14 protein-coding genes, 1 other RNA gene and 1 pseudogene are annotated in these 16,347 nt (G+C 58.7%); 2 read left to right on the top strand and 14 right to left on the bottom strand.

Going from position 1 to position 16,347, the window contains the following annotated elements:
• Positions 1-488: 488 nt before the first annotated feature.
• The 6 genes from HMPREF0308_RS02360 to HMPREF0308_RS02335 all read right to left on the bottom strand — a co-directional run bounded on the left by HMPREF0308_RS02360 (position 489) and on the right by HMPREF0308_RS02335 (position 7,449).
• The gene (locus HMPREF0308_RS02360; RefSeq protein ID WP_005528278.1) at positions 489-1,244 is read right to left on the bottom strand and encodes an iron ABC transporter ATP-binding protein; all 756 of its coding nucleotides are present in this window, start codon (positions 1,242-1,244) and stop codon (positions 489-491) included.
• Positions 1,241-2,284 (bottom strand): iron chelate uptake ABC transporter family permease subunit, encoded by a 1,044-nt coding sequence (locus tag HMPREF0308_RS02355; RefSeq protein ID WP_005528277.1) that lies wholly within the window; start codon positions 2,282-2,284, stop codon positions 1,241-1,243. The genes HMPREF0308_RS02360 and HMPREF0308_RS02355 overlap by 4 nt, the downstream gene beginning before the upstream one ends.
• Positions 2,274-3,278, bottom strand: coding sequence for an ABC transporter permease (locus HMPREF0308_RS02350; RefSeq protein ID WP_223197962.1), 1,005 nt, complete (start codon positions 3,276-3,278; stop codon positions 2,274-2,276). Before HMPREF0308_RS02350 ends, HMPREF0308_RS02355 begins: the two co-directional genes overlap by 11 nt.
• A gap of 69 nt (positions 3,279-3,347) precedes the next feature.
• Positions 3,348-4,361 carry a siderophore ABC transporter substrate-binding protein gene (locus HMPREF0308_RS02345; RefSeq protein ID WP_005528274.1) on the bottom strand — a complete coding sequence of 338 codons (1,014 nt, stop codon included), beginning with the start codon at positions 4,359-4,361 and terminating at the stop codon, positions 3,348-3,350.
• A gap of 183 nt (positions 4,362-4,544) precedes the next feature.
• The gene (locus tag HMPREF0308_RS02340) at positions 4,545-5,930 is read right to left on the bottom strand and encodes a M20 family metallopeptidase (protein ID WP_005528272.1); all 1,386 of its coding nucleotides are present in this window, start codon (positions 5,928-5,930) and stop codon (positions 4,545-4,547) included.
• A 1-nt stretch (position 5,931) separates the two neighbouring features.
• Positions 5,932-7,449 carry an AbgT family transporter gene (locus tag HMPREF0308_RS02335; protein ID WP_034656585.1) on the bottom strand — a complete coding sequence of 506 codons (1,518 nt, stop codon included), beginning with the start codon at positions 7,447-7,449 and terminating at the stop codon, positions 5,932-5,934.
• A gap of 346 nt (positions 7,450-7,795) precedes the next feature.
• Here HMPREF0308_RS02335 and HMPREF0308_RS02330 point away from each other — a divergent pair, with 346 nt between their 5' ends.
• Entirely contained in the window at positions 7,796-9,133 is a 1,338-nt protein-coding gene (locus tag HMPREF0308_RS02330; protein WP_005528268.1) for a M20/M25/M40 family metallo-hydrolase, read from the top strand.
• Positions 9,134-9,159: 26 nt separating this feature from the next.
• Here the strand turns inward: HMPREF0308_RS02330 and HMPREF0308_RS13155 are convergent.
• The 3 genes and pseudogenes from HMPREF0308_RS13155 to ssrA form a co-directional block, all read right to left on the bottom strand.
• Positions 9,160-9,243, bottom strand: a pseudogene (locus tag HMPREF0308_RS13155) (organic hydroperoxide resistance protein); the annotation flags it as partial.
• Between the two features lie 97 nt (positions 9,244-9,340).
• Entirely contained in the window at positions 9,341-10,483 is a 1,143-nt protein-coding gene (locus HMPREF0308_RS02325) for a YihY/virulence factor BrkB family protein (RefSeq protein ID WP_005528265.1), read from the bottom strand.
• A 185-nt stretch (positions 10,484-10,668) separates the two neighbouring features.
• Positions 10,669-11,047, bottom strand: a transfer-messenger RNA (tmRNA) gene (ssrA, locus tag HMPREF0308_RS13150).
• Between the two features lie 198 nt (positions 11,048-11,245).
• Here ssrA and HMPREF0308_RS02320 point away from each other — a divergent pair.
• Positions 11,246-12,562 (top strand): SLC5/6 family protein, encoded by a 1,317-nt coding sequence (locus tag HMPREF0308_RS02320; protein ID WP_005528263.1) that lies wholly within the window; start codon positions 11,246-11,248, stop codon positions 12,560-12,562.
• Between the two features lie 51 nt (positions 12,563-12,613).
• On the opposite strand, the gene HMPREF0308_RS02315 is transcribed toward HMPREF0308_RS02320, so the two are convergent.
• From HMPREF0308_RS02315 to prfB, 5 genes are read right to left on the bottom strand one after another with little or no spacing between them, the layout of a single operon-like run.
• Entirely contained in the window at positions 12,614-12,985 is a 372-nt protein-coding gene (locus tag HMPREF0308_RS02315; RefSeq protein WP_005528261.1) for a DUF488 domain-containing protein, read from the bottom strand.
• Between the two features lie 35 nt (positions 12,986-13,020).
• Positions 13,021-13,521, bottom strand: a complete 501-nt coding sequence (smpB, locus tag HMPREF0308_RS02310) for an SsrA-binding protein SmpB (RefSeq protein WP_005528259.1) — start codon at positions 13,519-13,521, stop codon at positions 13,021-13,023.
• Positions 13,522-13,545: 24 nt separating this feature from the next.
• Positions 13,546-14,448: a permease-like cell division protein FtsX gene (gene ftsX, locus HMPREF0308_RS02305; RefSeq protein ID WP_005528257.1), complete on the bottom strand. Its 903-nt coding sequence runs from the start codon at positions 14,446-14,448 to the stop codon at positions 13,546-13,548.
• A complete protein-coding gene (gene ftsE, locus HMPREF0308_RS02300) occupies positions 14,449-15,138 on the bottom strand; it encodes a cell division ATP-binding protein FtsE (protein WP_005528255.1) in 690 nt (229 codons plus the stop codon).
• A gap of 45 nt (positions 15,139-15,183) precedes the next feature.
• Positions 15,184-16,296, bottom strand: a complete 1,113-nt coding sequence (gene prfB, locus HMPREF0308_RS02295) for a peptide chain release factor 2 (RefSeq protein WP_005528253.1) — start codon at positions 16,294-16,296, stop codon at positions 15,184-15,186.
• Positions 16,297-16,347 lie beyond the last annotated feature (51 nt).

The raw sequence follows: 16,347 nt of genomic DNA, 5'->3' as shown, positions 1-16,347 counted from the left end.
CCCCCAACCCGACGGGGCAAAATAAAGGGGGCAGTCAAACCACAAAAAATGATTCACGCAATCTCAATGCATACCAAACAAATAAACTTAATTATTTACAATCGCGCCCCAAAAGGCCCGATCCGGCACACACCACACCAACCAAACACCTAGCCCGGTCAGCACAATCACGATCACCACAAAGTAGTAAAAAGTACATTGGCACACTATTGAGTTCTCAGACATCATCGCGACTTCGCTAGCTCGGAACTTCAGCTCCTAACTCTTGAAGCGACTCGGATTAACTTACTCACTTCTTTGATTTGTGTCAAATCCGTGAAGAAGAATTCATCCTCATCTCAACTTGTTAACCTTGCGGCCACCTCGTTGCGACTTGGAATAATTTAGCGCGCACTAGTGTAAGTACACAAATCGCCAGGTAAATCCCCATTTCGGGGACAAACCTGGCGTATCAAGAAGCGCCCAGAAGGCGCGACGTCGTCAAGCAGCTAGTGATAGCACGCCAACAGACCGTCGGGGCCGTTGATAACCGTGATGGGCGTATTGAAGATTGGGGTCAGCACCTCGTCGCGCATGACCTCCTCCGGATTACCGAAGGCCACCACTTCCCCATTCTTCACCGCACAGATGTGATCGGCGTAGCGGGCAGCGAAGTTGATGTCATGCAAAACAATGATGATCGTTCGCCCGAAGTTCTGCGCGGCCTCCTTGAGGTGCTTCATCATTTCCACGGAGTGCGCGATATCAAGGTTGTTGAGAGGCTCGTCCAGCAAAACGTAATCAGTCTCCTGGCACAGGACCATCGCCACATACGCGCGCTGACGCTGGCCGCCCGAGAGCTGATCCAGGTAGCGGTTCTCCAAATCGCTGAGGTGAAGGAAGTCAATGTACTTGGAGATGATCTCCTCGTCCTTAGCCGTCAGGCGGCCATGCGAGTACGGGAAGCGGCCAAACCCCACGAGCTGACGCACCGTCAGCTTCGTGATGAAGTGGTTCTCCTGCCGCAGGATGGACAAAATCTTGGCCAAGTCCTGGGACTTGGTAGAGGCGATGTCTAATCCAGCGACCTCAATGGTGCCTTCGTCGATATCGAGCAAACGCCCCACCATCGTCAACAGTGTGGACTTGCCGGCACCGTTGGGCCCCACAAGCGCGGTGATACCGCCGGCCGGAATGTCAAGGGACACTGGGCCAATGTTCGTCTCGTGGGAATAGGTCTTCGCAACGTTATTGAGTGTGATCACAGTCTGCCCTTTCGCAAAATGACGATGAGGAATACCGAGCCGCCGACGAGCTCAATGATGATGGATACAACGCCCTGCGCGTAGAAGACGTGCTGCATGAGGAAGTACGCACCCGTGAGCACAGCAAAGGCAGTGGCGATGGCCATGGGGAACAAGTACCGGTGGTCGTAGGTTTCCGCGAACTGGTAGGCCAAGGTTGCCACCAAGAATCCGAGGAAGGTCATGGGACCTACGAGCGAGGTGGTGGTGGCCATGAGAACTGATACCAGGATCAGAGTAAAGATCGCGTTGAATTTGTGATTCACGCCGAGGTTGGTGGCAGCGTCGCGACCAAGCGAGAGCACGTTGAGGTGGCGGGAATTAAAGAAGAGCAACGCCGTCGCCGCAATCACCAGCGGAATTGCGATGGGATAATACTCAGTCTCAGCATTGTTGACCGAGCCAAACAGTCGTGCCGTCAGCACGTCGAACTCGCTGGGTGTCAGCATGCGCTGCACCAGAGTGGACAGCGATCCAAGTCCGCCACCAATGACTACGCCGACCAATAGCATCGCATGCATGTTGTTGCTGCGGTTGGTCAGCAGCCACGAGTACAGGATGAGCGAGAGCACAATCATCACTGCCATCTGGAACAGGAAGGTGCCTATATTGCGGGCTTCCGTCAGGCCCGTGGCGCCTAGGAAGAAGACGGTCGCAGTATTAATCGCCACGTAGAGCGATTCAAAGCCCATGATGGACGGGGTCAGGATGCGGTTGTTGGTGACTGTATGAAAGGCCACGGTCGCAACGGCTTGGCACACAGCCACGATAGCCATGGCGGTCACGGCGTCGGCGCGGCGTTGCGCGATGAGCCACCACTTACGCGTTCCGAAGTCCATGGGATTGCCATACGCCAGCAGGCCAAACGCGAAGAGTGCGCCCGCCACGATGAGCGCCACCAAGATGATCCAATACTTGCGCGCTGCTTTGGCCGACTGGAAGGAGCCTACATAGCGTTGCTTGGCGACGTCGCCTGTGCGCTGCTCTGTCTTAACGCTCACGGGTGGACCTCACAATCAGGAATACGAAGACGGCCGCGCCAATCACGCCCAGGATGACGGATACGGGCAGCTCAAACGGCGAAATGACGGTTCGGCCGATGAGGTCACACAAGGTGACCGTGGCAATACCGAGCAGGCATACCCAAGGAAGGTTTGAGCGCAGGTCATCGCCGCGGAACATGCTCACCACGTTGGGAACGATAAGTCCCAAGAAAGGCAGGGAGCCCACGACCACGGTGACCACGCCAGTGGCCACAGCGATGAGCCCGGTGCCGATGAGGATCATTCGGTTGTAATTCAGGCCCACGTTGGTGGCGATTTCTTGGCCCAAGCCGGCGACTGTGAGTTTGTCCGCGTAGAAGAACACCGCGAGCAGCACCAGCAACACGATCCACAGCACCTCGTACTGGCCCTCGTACACGGAGGTGAACGAGCCCATGAACCAGATACCCAGCTGCTGCAGTTTGTCGGTGGTCAGTGCCACGAAAGAGGACACCGCGCTGACGACGGCGCCCAGCATGATGCCGATGATCGGCACGATGAGCGAGGAGCGCAACGTGACTCGGCGCAAGAAAGCGAAGAAGACCATCGTGCCGATGAAAGAAAACACAACAGAGATGACCATGCGGCCAAGCACCGACGCGTGCGGGAGCACGATCATCGAAAAGAGAAGGCCGAGGCCTGCCCATTCCGTGGTACCCGTGGTCGTGGGTTCAACGAAGCGATTCTGGGTGAGCAGCTGCATCACCAATCCACTCATCGCCATCGCCGCGCCCGCGAGCACCAAGGCGATGGTGCGCGGAATGCGCGTGGTCATAAACATGTCGCGGCCGTCGTCGTGCTCAAGGATCGAATACTCCCCCACCATGAGCGAAAGGAGGAGCAACGCCGCTACAGCCACGACGCCGAGCAACAGCTTCCAAGTGAAAAGCTTGCCGCGGGAACGGCGCGCGGGTGGTGCTTCTTGAACCGCGGTTATCTCTGCTGAAGTCAAAATCTATCTCTTTCACACCAAAAACCGGAAAGCCTTTCGGCGTTCCGGTTTCGGTTCTATTGGTGCAGGTTAGGACTGTTTCTCAAAGGCATCGGCCAGAGCGTTGAGAATCTCAGTGTAGGTAATGATGCTCTCGTTGACGTAGGTATCAGCCGGGGCAACGTAGACGTTGCCTTCCTTGACTGCGGTCACGTTCTTCAGCGCAGCATTCTCGTTAACGAGTTTGTCGCCTGGAACGTGCTCTTTGCCTTCCTTGCTGATGGCTGCGTCGCGGTCCATGACGAGGATCCAGTCCGGGTTGGACTCAGCGATTGCCTCGACGGAGATGTCGTCGCCCTCGTGGTCATCGGTTCCTTCCGGAACCTCCAGAGCCGGGGTCATACCGATGAGGTCGAAAACCGGGCCGTAGGTGCGGCCGATCTTCGGCGCGATGTAGCCGATCTCGCCACCGGAGGTGTTCACTGCCATGACCTTCTTGGAAGGATCATAAGCTTCCTTGGCGCGCTTTGCGGCTGCGTCGAAGTCCTTGATGAGCTTGGCTGCGTCCTCTTCGTGTCCGAAGGTCTGGCCCAGCGCCTTGGTGTGGCGCTTGAGTTCTTCAAAGAAGTCCTTGTCATCGCGCGGCTCAAAGTCAACGACCGGAACGTCCTCGACCAGCTTCTCAATGTCTTCCTGGTACTGCTCGAAGCGCTGGCCGTTCCAGATCACGTCTGGCTCAGCGGCAACGAGTGCCTCGAGGTCCGGCTCGCGGTGGGAACCGAGGTCAGCTGCAACGGTGTCCTTGTTGTAGACATCGCGCACGGTGGAAGGAACCAGCTTCAGCGGTGCGGCGGCGATCTTGACATCCCAGTTAGCAAGAATCTCGAAAGCGCGGTTATCCGTAACGGCCGGGGCGGTAACCGGGGTAGCAATCTTCTTCTCACCAAAGTTGTCCTCGAGAGTAATCTCCGTGGTCTCGGAGGAGGAAGCTGCGGAGGTGTCAGAAGAACCGGAGGTGGACTCTTCTGCAGAAGAGCAAGCGGTCAGAGCCATCGACAGAGCTGCGACGGACGCGACGAGAGAACGACGAATCTTGGCGGTCATGATGTCCTTTTCGAGAGATTTTCGAATACTCGCCTAACCTAACCGATGTAAGCCTTACCTTTCAACCAACTTTTTGCTAGGCACGCCTACAAATGCAATAAATTGTAGGTTGCACTGCACAAAGAGGTGGTTACCCCCACCCTTGCACAGTGCAAGAAAACCTACTTCTCACCTACCCGGCACCTAGTCCGTGGCCGACTTAGCCAAGAGATCCGCCACCGAAACAGCGCCCTGTTCAGCAAACTCCGCGTTCGCTGCCGCGCGCATTTTCATGTCCGCCAAGTAGTCGATCGCTACTTGGGCCAAGCCTGCTGCCGAGTCCACTGCGGCGTCGACAGCCGTATCCGTTGCGGCCCAACGAGCGAAGTCCTCGGTATGCAAGGCAACGTCGGACGGAGAGACCTTGACCATCGGGTGAATGCCCGGCACAAGGTGCGAGACGTTACCGAAGTCCGTGGACGCGGCAAGGGTCTCCGGCACGGTTCCCGCGGGAAGCGCCGTCCTTCCGCGCAGCGTTTGCGTGCGCGTCCACCGCTCCACCAGCGCCTCGTTGTTGCGTACCGGCAGCGTCATCGGGTGCTCGTCCCATTCGACATCGACCTGGACGCCGGCCATTAGCGCAGCCCCCTCAACGATTTCGTTAACGCGTTGGGACAAATCCATGAGGGTCTGGTTGCCCAAGGAACGCACATAGATGTGCATCGAGGCTTCACGCGGAATCACCGAAGGTCGCGCTCCCCCGCCCATGATGGCGTGGACGCGATCGCTCGGAGGCATCTGCTGACGCATCAGGCCAATGCCCTGGTAGGCCAAGGATGCTGCGTCGAGGGCGTTGCGTCCCATGAAAGGTTGCGAACTCGCGTGCGCCGCCACGCCGCGGAAGCTCACGTTGACGCTGCGGCGCCCGACCCACGCGTGCGAGCCAATGTCATAGCCAAAGCCGTGGATCATCATCGCTGCATCCACAGAGTCAAGGCTGCCGCCACGGATCATGTACTCCTTGCCCGAATGCCCCTCCTCGGCCGGGGTACCCTGCAGCAGCAGGCGCCCCTCGACGCCGCCGTTCTTACGCAGCGCCTCGACCGCGGATAGGAATCCGCCCACGCCCGCGGCAGCGATGACGTTGTGACCACAGCCGTGCCCGATACCGGGCAGCGCGTCATACTCAGCCATGATTGCCACGGTGGGATGAGATGACGCATCGAAGTTCGGGCTCCTCCACTCCGCCTCGAAAGCGGTTTCCGCCCCGTAAACACCGCACCGGACGGGGAAACCGCGTTGCTCCACGACGCCGGCAAGCATGCCCATCGAGCGGTGTTCCTCGAAGGCCGTCTCTGGGTGAGCATGCAAATCCTGCACGATGTGGGCGGCAAGCTCGCGGTGGGCGTCAGCACTTTCCGACGCCGCCTTCCACAGCACGTCCTGCCCCGCATAAGCCTCCGCCAAGGATGCTTGCGCTCCCGCGTTGGCCGTTTGGACGGCCGCCACGCGCTGCGCAATGAGCTGCTCCGTGGCCTCCAGATATGCCGTTGATGGATTGTTTCTTGCGTGATTGTCGCTATCGCACACGTTATCCCTCGATGAAAATGTTGTTGCCCGGACCCAGCGGCAGGTCTGCGTAGAACCAGATGGCCAGCAGAATTGCCCACGCGGTGAAGAACGGAACCACGTATGGCATCAGGCGCGACATCAGGGTGCCCAGGCCTGCCTTCGGCTCGTAGCGCTGCAGGAATCCCAGCATCACAATCATGTACGGGTTCAGCGGAGTGATGATCTGAGTTGCAGAGTCACCCACGCGGAAGGCGCCCTGAATGAAGGCCGGCTCATAGCCCAGCAGTGCGAACATCGGAACGAACACTGCCGCCATCAGGGTCCACATCGAAGAACCGGAGATGATGAGCAGGTTCAGGCACGAGGCCAGGACGATGAACGCGAGGACCGCGCCGAAGCCGGTGAGACCGATGGATTCCAGGAACGCCGCGCCCTTGACCGCAGTAAAAGTACCGATGCCGGTCCACGCAAACAGCGCCACGAACTGGCCCAAGATGAAGGCCAAGATGAGGAAGCTCATCATGTCTTTCAGCGAGCCAATCATCATGTCGACGACGTCCTTGATGCCATTGACGGTGCCCACGACCTTGCCATAGACCACACCGAGCACAAGGAAGTACAGGAAGACGATGAAGACGATGGAGCTCATCAGCGGCGACTTCGGCAGGAAGCCGCCGGTCTCGTTACGCCACGGGGATTCTGGCAGAAGAATGGCGAACAACAGTGCCGCGGTAACGATGACGGTGGCAACTGCAGACCACACCAGGCCTTTGCTTTCAGTCGGGGAAAGCTCTGCGGAGAGCTCCTCGCCGTTCTCGTCGCGGTCGCCACGGTGCGCGGCCTCTTCCGGATCGATGTCCTCTTCAGTAGGCACTTCCTGCTTCCACATGCGCGGCTCGATGACGCGATCAGTGATGAAACCAGCCAAGACACCGAGAACAATGGAAGATGCCACATTGAAGAAGTAGTTGGACATTGCGTTCACGTCAGTGAACTCCATGCCCGGGAGGGTCTCCATAACCGCGGTGGTAATACCTGCGAACAGCGCATCCAGGGAGGTCGGGACCAGCGCGGTGGAGTAGCCGGCGCCAACGGCAGCGAAGCCACCGATGAGGCCTGCGACAGGGTGACGGCCGGCTGCCTTGAACACCATCGCCGCCAGTGGCGGAACGATAACGAAGGCAGCGTCAGCCATGACCGATGCGGTCACGCCAATGACGCCGACTGCGTAAGGCAAAAGCCATGGCTTCGCAGAGCCGAAGAGCTTGCGAATGAGGGCGGAGAGCATTCCGGAGCGCTCGGCCACACCGACTGCCAGCATGATGGGCAGCACCGTAACCAGCGGCGGGAAGTTGATGTAATTCTCGCCCATCGTGGTGGTAAACCACGACATGCCTTCGCCGGTGAATAAGCCTTTGACGGGCTGGATTTCATCAGATCCAGGTACCTGCACCTTGATGCCCATCCACGCCATGATGGAAGAAGCAACGCCGGTGATGAGGAACAGGATCAGGAAGATGGTGAACGGCTCTGGCAGCTTGTTGCCTACGTATTCAACGCCGTTGAGAAACTTATCGAGCCAACCGTTACTGGCTGGCTGAGTTTTCGCATCCTTGCAGGACCTGCGCTCCCCTGCGGGTCACTCGTGGTCTCTTTTGTGATGGCCATGGTGGTTCTCCTCGTGCTTTAAGGGGATTGGTCTTTTATTTTTGGTCATCTTGCCCATTTGCCGAGGGGTTATCCCCGCAATACTTTCTAGACAATGTAACTTACATTACATGCAACGGTGATGCACATCTCAAGTTTTTATTTATCGGTTGAGATATAGAAACCTTGGAACGTGGGACACTCAACGGCAAAACCAGAAAGGCGACTTCCTCAGAATGGGTTTATTCAACGACACTCTTGAACTCTTGCAGGGGTTAATTCGCAATCGTTGCATCAACGACGGCACCCCGGGAAGTGGCCACGAGTACCGCAACGCGGACCTGTTGGAGGAGTTCTTCGAGGGCTCGGGAGCCCAGGTGGAGCGCTTCGAGCCAGAACCCGGCCGCGTGTCGATCGCGTTTACAGTGCCCGGCAGCAACCCCACAGCGGAACCACTGACGATGCTCGGCCACCTTGACGTAGTCCCCGTTGACGAAGACAAATGGACTCACGATCCCTTCGGCGCCGAGGTGGTAGACGGCGTTTTGTACGGCCGCGGAGTATACGACATGCTCTTCATCACGGCGTCGCAAGCCGCAGCCACGCGCGAAACAGCCCGGCGCGCACAGGCAGGCAACCCGCCACAGGGAACAGTGACCTTCGTGGGGCTCGCCGACGAAGAATCCGGCGGGAGGTTGGGCGCGCGCTGGATTTCTGAGAACCGCCCCGACGCATTTTCCTGGAAGAACTGCCTCTCCGAGACTGGCGGCTCGCATCTGCCGGTGCGTGATGGCAGCGATGCTCTGGTTATCAACGTCGGCGAGAAGGGCATCTTCCAGCGTCGCCTCCATGCCACGGGGGATACGGGGCACGGCTCCCTTCCCTATGGAAAGTCTTCATCCATCCTCACACTGGCGGAGGCCGCCCGGCGCGTGGGCGCGTTGGCGATGCCGCCCGCCTATGACCACGTGTGGTCTTGGTTCGTGGAGGCGTTCCACTTCGATCCGGATACCACCGCCGCGCTTGTCGACGGATCCGCAGGGGACGCTACTTATGAGACTTTCGGTGAGCTAGCGGCGTTCGCACACTCGTTTAGTCACACCAACATCGCTTTCACGGGGATTCATGGCGGTAGCGCCATCAATGTCATCCCTTCGAAGGCTTATCTCAACCTCGACATCCGGGCGCATCCGACGGATACCGCGGATTCTGTCGACGCCGCCCTCATTGCGGCGCTGGGTGACATGGCTGATGAGATAAGGATCGAGCATCTCAACAATGAGACCCCCTCGGCATCGCCTGCAGAGGGTCCGCTCTGGGATGCGATGGCTGCGACATTTGGCGAGTTCTTCCCAGAGGCATCAGTTGTGCCCATCTACGCCTCGGGCGGCTCAGATCTGCGATTCGCCCGCCGCATGGGTGGTGTGGGCTATGGTTTCGCCCTGCATGCTCGCGCACGGGACTTAGCGAGCGCCAACAACGAGCTACATTCCCATGACGAATGCCTCCACCTGGAAGACCTAGATCTCACGGTGAAGGCATACGATGCGCTGGTTCAGCGCTTTTGTGGTTAAGAAACGGTGCTCCAGCACCGCGCCGATTAATCCTCGACGACAGAAACCTTGACGTCAATGTTGCCGCGGGTGGCGTTGCTATAAGGGCAGACCTCATGCGCCTTGTCGGCGGGGCCTGCGGAATCGGGGCCCGAGAGAAAGTGACGGGGCAGTTGTCGTTTCCGCATGCCATCCGGGTGTACCGATATGCCACGCTCTCATTCATGCTCAATCTTCAAGTCGGATCTCCTTGCCCAACCCCTCCAGTTCTCTCACAGCGGCGGACTGCGCCACCGCCGAGCCCGTCGCGCGCGGCGGCGCCTGGATAACGCGCTCCGACTCGAGCCCCCGCTCCAACTCCATCGCGCGCGTAATCTCCGCGTCGATCTTCACGCCGAGGATAAACAGTGTGTTCATGATCCACAACACAAACAGCGCGATGATGACCGTACCCAGCGCGCCGTACGCGCTGCGCGCACCCACCACCGTGAGATAGACCCGCACCAGTCCCCACGCCACGACAGCGCCCAGTAACGCGATAGTTGAGCCCACCGTGAGCCACTGGAATTTCCGCGTCCGCACATTCGGCGCGAAGCGATACAACAACGCCAACAGTGTCACGCTCATCACCGCCACGACCGGCCAGCGCAGCCATTGCCACACCGGCAGGAAGGAATCGACGAGGAAAGAACGCACCGAAGAAACACCCGCGACCCCACCAAAAGGCCGCAACAGCCCCACTACGATGTCGCGCTGCAGCATGAGCGCCACAAAGATCACCACGGCTCCCAGCACCATTGCGATGGTAAGAAGCCACATCACTGTCCACGTGCGCACGAGCCCGCGGCCTTCCACTCGCCCATACATCGCATTGGCACTGCGCGCGAACGCCCGCACATACGCCGAGGATGAAGACAGTGCAAGGACCACCGATAACACCAGCATGAGCGTCGACTGTTGCGTCGAGCCCACCACCGCATCCACGATCCGCTGTGCGGCATCCGCCCATTCCGGCGGCAGGTACGTCCCGATGAAATCAGCCGTGAGTTTCTGCACCTGTTCCTCATTGCGCGCGAGCACCAGCGTCGCAATGGAGTACACGCCCAACACCATGGGCAGCGCCGTGAGCACCGTAAAGAACGTGAGCGTCGCCGCGCGGTCCATCATCGCGTTCATGAAGAACTCATAGCGCACCCGGCGCACAACTAACCCCCACGCCCGGCGCGACAAATGCCACGCGCTCTCCCCCGCCGAGCCATACGCCCAGGGCACCGACGTGTGCACGAGCTCCCCACTATTGGGCGCAGCGACGGCAGGGCTTGCCGATGCCCCCTTCTTCTCACCTTCGTCCGGCGTGGTGTTGCGTGTCATACCTGCAGCTTACCGGGCCTTGCCGTTCCCAACGCAGAAACTACGACGGCAAGGATCGTGCCAATAATGGAAAGAACGACCGCGGTTATTGCAGTCCCTTTCTTTTTGTTCTTAACAACCAGGCTCACGCGATTCGGCTAAAAATTGAAAAGCCCCAGATAGAACGTAGTCTAGCTGGGACTTTGCGGTGGAGCCGCCGGGAATTGAACCCGGGTCCTTCGTCACCTCGCCAGGGCTTCTCCGTGCGCAGTCTGCACAGGATCTCTACTCGGCCCTCCGGCACGGGCAAACACGTTCCGGATGATGGGCCCAGTCGCTCTGAAAGTCCCCCACCGACCGAACGACAAGCCGGTGGAGCAAGTTCCTTAGTCGATGCCAGGAACCAGGTCAGGAACTAAACCTGGGCTGACAGACACGCGTCGCTGAAATTAGGCAGCGAGGGCGTAGTCACGCTGAGAGTTCTTCTCTGCGTTTATTGGTTGCTGCGACGCTTACGGTGGTCTCCAGCCTGCACCGGCACGCTTCCCCTGGCTCAATGTACGAAGTCGAAACCAAGTCGACCCCTTACATCCGTAGAGCGGGCATGTGCTTTCTCTACAGTTCGTACAACACTACTCCACCCAAGACTATTCCCTCAAGTCTCAAATTCCAGACATACGGGAGACTATTAATTAGCTGGAACGCATTCGTGACGTGCACTACAGCTGCTAGCCTATTTTCACACTGCTCTCAAAAATGTAAACCGATAACCAAAGGCAAACAGTGACTTCATCATCAGCAGAGAACGTGAACAACGCCAGCGCCAGCGAAGCTGCCGCACTTTCGGATGCCCACCCCGCATCAGATAACGCCCACCACGCAACCAACACGGAATGGGCCATCTCACTCTTCGGCACCGCAGTCGGTGCAGGAATCTTGTTCCTGCCCATCAACGCCGGCAGCTTCGGCTTCTGGCCGCTCGTCATCGCCACCCTCCTCATTGGCCCCATGACGTACTTCTCACACCGCGGCCTCGCGCGCATGATCTGTGCATCCCCACGTCAAGGCGATGACATCACCGAAGTCGTGACCGACTACTTCGGTAAGACCGCAGGTTTTGTCATCTCTATCCTGTACTTCCTGGCCATCTTCCCGATCGTCTTGATCTACGGTGTCTCCATCACCAACACGGTTAATAGCTTCATCGTCAACCAGCTCAACGGCCCGGAAATCCCCCGTCCGCTCCTATCATTCCTGCTCGTCGGAATCATGACCGTAGTCTTCGGCTTCGGCCAGAAGATGGTCCTGAAGGTCACCCAGTTCTTGGTTTACCCGCTAATCTTCTGTCTCGGCGCGCTCTCCCTCTACCTCATTCCCCGTTGGGACTTCGACTCTTTCGCAAGCACAGGAAATGCTGACTGGAGCATCGTCGGCAGCGTCGCGCTCATCATCCCCGTCCTTGTCTTCGCTTTCAACCACTCCCCCGCCATTTCCCAGTTCTCCTTGGCTATGGTCGCAGCGCACGGCAAGGAGAAGAGCTCTGGGAACGCCTCCCGTGCACTCGCGCTTACCGCGATCTTGCTGACTGTATTCACAATGTTCTTCGTGTGGTCGTGCACCCTCGCGCTGGGTGCAGATGGCCTCGCGGAGGCACGCGAGCAAAACCTGCCAGTCCTGTCCTACCTCGCTAACGTGACGGGCGTTCCAGTGCTTGCTTTCGTGTCCCCATTCATCGCCATCGTGGCCATCGTTTCTTCCTACTTCGGCCACGTCCTCGGTGCCACCGAAGGCGGCAACTACCTGCTGCGCCGTATCGCACCAGGTGCCACGCAGAATTTCTCGCAGGCCAAGCTCAACGGAATCATGCATTTCTTCATCTTCGTGTGCGCGTGGATTGTCGCCATCATCGACCCGTCCATCCTCGGGCTCATCGAGGCCATCGGCGGCCCCTTCATCGCAGCAATCCTCTACCTACTGCCGATGTACGCCATCCACAAGATTCCGGGCCTGGCCCGCTTCCGCAACCGCTTCAGCAACTACTTCGTTGTCATCACCGGCCTGGTGGCCGTGGGCGCGGCAATCTGGGGCATCTTTAACTAACAGCTGAGCTGGCCTCACCCACCCCAGCTCAACCACCCCAGCCCAGAGGGCTTAGTTCTTCTTGTTTAACTGGGATTCCAGCCAATCTTTTAGCACGACGGCATGGTTGACCTCCCGGTCCTTAGCGGCAAAGAGCAGCGTGACAGCTCCTTTGTCCGCAAGGGATCGCAAGGTCTCCATGTCGTCGCTGTCGTTTTCCTCAAGTTCCGCGCGATAGCGCTTCGCGAACTCATCAAAGGAATCCGGATCGTGGTTCCACCACTTGCGCAGCTGCGGCGTGGGTGCCACGTCCTTGAGCCACTCGTCCGCGCGCAGGTCCTCTTTGCTGATGCCGCGGGGCCAGAGCCTGTCCACCAACACCGTGGTGCCCTTGGTTGAGGTCTTCCCCTTGGCCATATCATGCGCCTTCGCCGTATGAATCATGCACCCAGGCTACGCCCCCGGGCGTCGCCAAGCACTTAAGCGTTGATGCCTTTCACGCGGCGTCCCAGCTCGCGAGTGATTTCGCGATCCTGATCGCGGCGCTTGATAGCCTCACGCTTGTCGTAATCCTGCTTACCTTGCGCAAGCCCCAGCTCGCACTTGGCACGGCCATCCTTGAGGTAGACCTTGAGCGGAATCAAGGTCTTGTTTCCGTCGCGCACCTGGCCCATGAGCTTGTCGATTTCGCGGCGGTGCAAAAGCAGTTTGCGGGTGCGCTTTGGCGAGTGGTTCGTCCACGTTCCCTGCGAGTACTCGGGGATGTGGAGATTGCGGATGTAGACCTCACCGTCGTCGATGGTTGCGAACGCATCGACGAGGGAAATCTTGCCCTCACGCATAGATTTGATTTCGGTTCCCACCAGGACCATGCCGCATTCGAGGGTATCGAGAATCTTGTAATCGTGACGGGCACGGCGATTGGTGGCTAGGGTCGTGTTGTTGTCGACCGCTGCTTTCTTCTTTGCCTTCTTCGCCATAATTTCTACAACTATACGCGGTGCTTACTTGCGTACATAAGCGCGCAGCGTAATTTGCGCGGTAAGCGCCGCGAAGAAGAGCGCGAGGACGCCCACGATCGGTAGAGCCACCCAGATGTCGCTGGTCTTGATTGGGGTCAAGAGCTGGGACTCGTAGAGGTTTTTCAGCGAAGGATCCAGCACGGCAGACTTGCCCACGACCACGCCAATACCGGCGAGGACAACGCCGATGAACGTACCAAGGAGTGCCTCCAACACGAACGGCGCCTGGGTAATCCAGCGGGAGGCGCCCACCATACGCATGATAGACATCTCGCGGGAGCGGTTAAAGGCGGCAATCTGGACCATGTTGGCGATAAGGAAGATCGCTGCAATGGCCATCACCGCTGCCAACAGGAAGGTGGCGTTACGGATGGAGTCGAGGTTGTTCGCAGCACCGCGCACCTCCTCCTGCTGGTCGATGACCTCACTGACCGCAGGGTTGTCCTTAATTGCGTCGATAGGCGCGGTGTTCGTCGGATCAACGAGGCGGACGTGGAACGCCGCCGGCAGCGCATCTGGAGAGGTCTCCTCCACCATGACCGGATCGGTTTCCTGGAAAAGCTCCACGAAGCGGCCGTAGGAAGCCTGACGGTCGCGGTAGGTCACCGACTCAATGCCATCATCTTCCTCGAGCTGCTTCTTCAGGTCGGCACAGGCTGGCGAGGTACAGCTCGGGTCATTAGCGGAGATGTCCTCGTTGAGCTGGATCATTACCTCAACGCGCTCCAAGTAGAGGCCCTTGGTGTCGTTGGTCATGTTAGTCACCAGCACGCCGGCCACCACGAGGGCTACAGAAATGGCGGTGGTGATGACCATAGCGATGGTCATAGTCAGGTTTCGGCCCAGTCCTTTGAAGGCCTCGCGCGTTACTAGTCCCAGTTGCATTTAGAGCGCCTCCCCGTACAGTGCGTTGGCTTCGTCGCGCACGAGCTTGCCGTTGTGAAGCTCGAGGACCCTTTGGCGGGCGTCGTTAACCGCGCGGGCGTTGTGCGTCGACATAACCACGGTGGTACCACGGCGATTGATCTGAGTGAGCAGGCTCAAAATTTCAGTGGCCGTACCCGGATCCAGGTTGCCGGTGGGCTCGTCGGCCAGCACCAGCTTCGGACGGTTGACGAACGCGCGGGCCACAGCCACGCGCTGCTGCTCGCCACCGGACAGCTCGTGCGGCATGCGGTGCTGCTTCGAACCCAGCCCCACCATCTCGAGGACCTCCGGCACGGCCTTGTCGATCTTCGACTTCTTCTTGCCAATTACCTCGAGCGCAAAGGCTACGTTTTGATAGACGTTGAGCTTCGGCAGCAGGCGGAAGTCTTGGAAGACGTAACCGATAGACTGGCGCAGCTGATTGATCTGGCGCCCCTTCAAGGCATTGACGTGGAAGTTGTCAAAGTGAATGTCGCCAGAGCTGACGTTCGTTTCACGCACCATCAGCTGAAGGAACGTGGACTTACCGGAGCCAGAAGGGCCGATAAGGAACACGAACTCGCCGTCTTCGATTTCAAAGGAGACATCGTCAAGCGCAGGTCTGGTCGACGTCTTATAGACCTTGGACACATTTTCAAAGGTGATCACTCAAGCCACATTAGCAACACAAGTTAACAACAGAAAGTATAAAAACTAACTTTCCTTCTCTGCCTTCTGCGCCTCAGCCATTCGCCACCGAATGCCAGCCTCCAGGAATCCGTCCAAGTCACCGTCCAGAACCTTCGAGGGATCGCCTACCTCATAGTTAGTGCGCAGGTCCTTGACCATCTGATACGGGTGCAAAACATAGGAACGCATCTGATTACCCCACGAGGCGTTTCCGCCCGCACCCAGCGCATCAAGCTCGGCGCGCTCCTCTTGACGCTTGCGCTCCAAAAGCTTGGCCTGCAGGACGCGCATTGCTGACGCCTTATTCTGAATCTGGGACTTCTCGTTCTGACACGTCACCACGATGCCGGTTGGGATGTGTGTCAGACGCACCGCGGAGTCGGTGGTGTTGACGGACTGTCCGCCAGGACCCGAGGAACGGTAGACGTCCACGCGCACATCCCCATCCGGGACGTCGATATGGTCGGTCTGCTCAACCACCGGCAACACTTCCACTTCAGCAAAGGAGGTCTGGCGGCGGCCTTGGTTATCAAAGGGCGAGATGCGCACCAAGCGATGCGCGCCCTGCTCCACGGAAAGCTGGCCATACATGTACTCGCCGTGCACCACGAAGGTCGCGGACTTAATGCCAGCCTCTTCCGCATAAGAGATGTCATAGACGTCCACCTTGTGGCCGTGCTTTTCGGCCCAGCGGGTGTACATGCGCATGAGCATCTCCGCCCAGTCCGCGGCATCGACGCCGCCGGCGCCCGAGCGAATGTTGATGACAGCCTCACGCGGGTCATACTCGCCAGAGAGCATCGTGGTCACCTCCAACGCCTCGATGGCAGCACCCAGGTCCTCCAGCTCGTCGTCGGCAAGCGCGGTGTCCCCCTCTTCCTCCGCCAACTCGAACATGACGGGCATATCGTCCACACGCGAACGCAGGCTCTCCAGCTTGCGAATCTTGGCCTGCGCGGCTGAAAGAGCGGAAGTTACCTGCTGAGCGTGAGCGGGATCATCCCACAAAGAGGGGTCCCCAGCCTGTGCCTCCAGCTCACGAACCTGCTCAGCTAAAGCCGCAGGATCCATCACCTTTTCAATGGTGGCGAGGGTGGAATCCAGTTCTGCAAGACGGGCTGATTGTTCGGGACGCATAGGGCCCAAGTCTACCTGCGCAGCAACCGCAATTAGCCATCGGCCGCATTT

Source organism: Corynebacterium striatum ATCC 6940, from assembly GCF_000159135.1.
Lineage (GTDB): Bacteria > Actinomycetota > Actinomycetes > Mycobacteriales > Mycobacteriaceae > Corynebacterium > Corynebacterium striatum.
Note: the sequence above shows the minus strand (reverse complement) of the source record. Positions and strands in the feature narration are given on the sequence as shown.

Coding starts and splice junctions, on each gene's coding strand:
- HMPREF0308_RS02345 (WP_005528274.1), bottom strand. CDS start 4,361: ATGACCGCCAAGATTCGTCGTTCTCTCGTCGCGTCCGTCGCAGCTCTG.
- HMPREF0308_RS02330 (WP_005528268.1), top strand. CDS start 7,796: ATGGGTTTATTCAACGACACTCTTGAACTCTTGCAGGGGTTAATTCGC.
- HMPREF0308_RS02325 (WP_005528265.1), bottom strand. CDS start 10,483: ATGACACGCAACACCACGCCGGACGAAGGTGAGAAGAAGGGGGCATCG.
- HMPREF0308_RS02315 (WP_005528261.1), bottom strand. CDS start 12,985: ATGATTCATACGGCGAAGGCGCATGATATGGCCAAGGGGAAGACCTCA.
- smpB (WP_005528259.1), bottom strand. CDS start 13,521: ATGGCGAAGAAGGCAAAGAAGAAAGCAGCGGTCGACAACAACACGACC.
- ftsX (WP_005528257.1), bottom strand. CDS start 14,448: ATGCAACTGGGACTAGTAACGCGCGAGGCCTTCAAAGGACTGGGCCGA.
- prfB (WP_005528253.1), bottom strand. CDS start 16,296: ATGCGTCCCGAACAATCAGCCCGTCTTGCAGAACTGGATTCCACCCTC.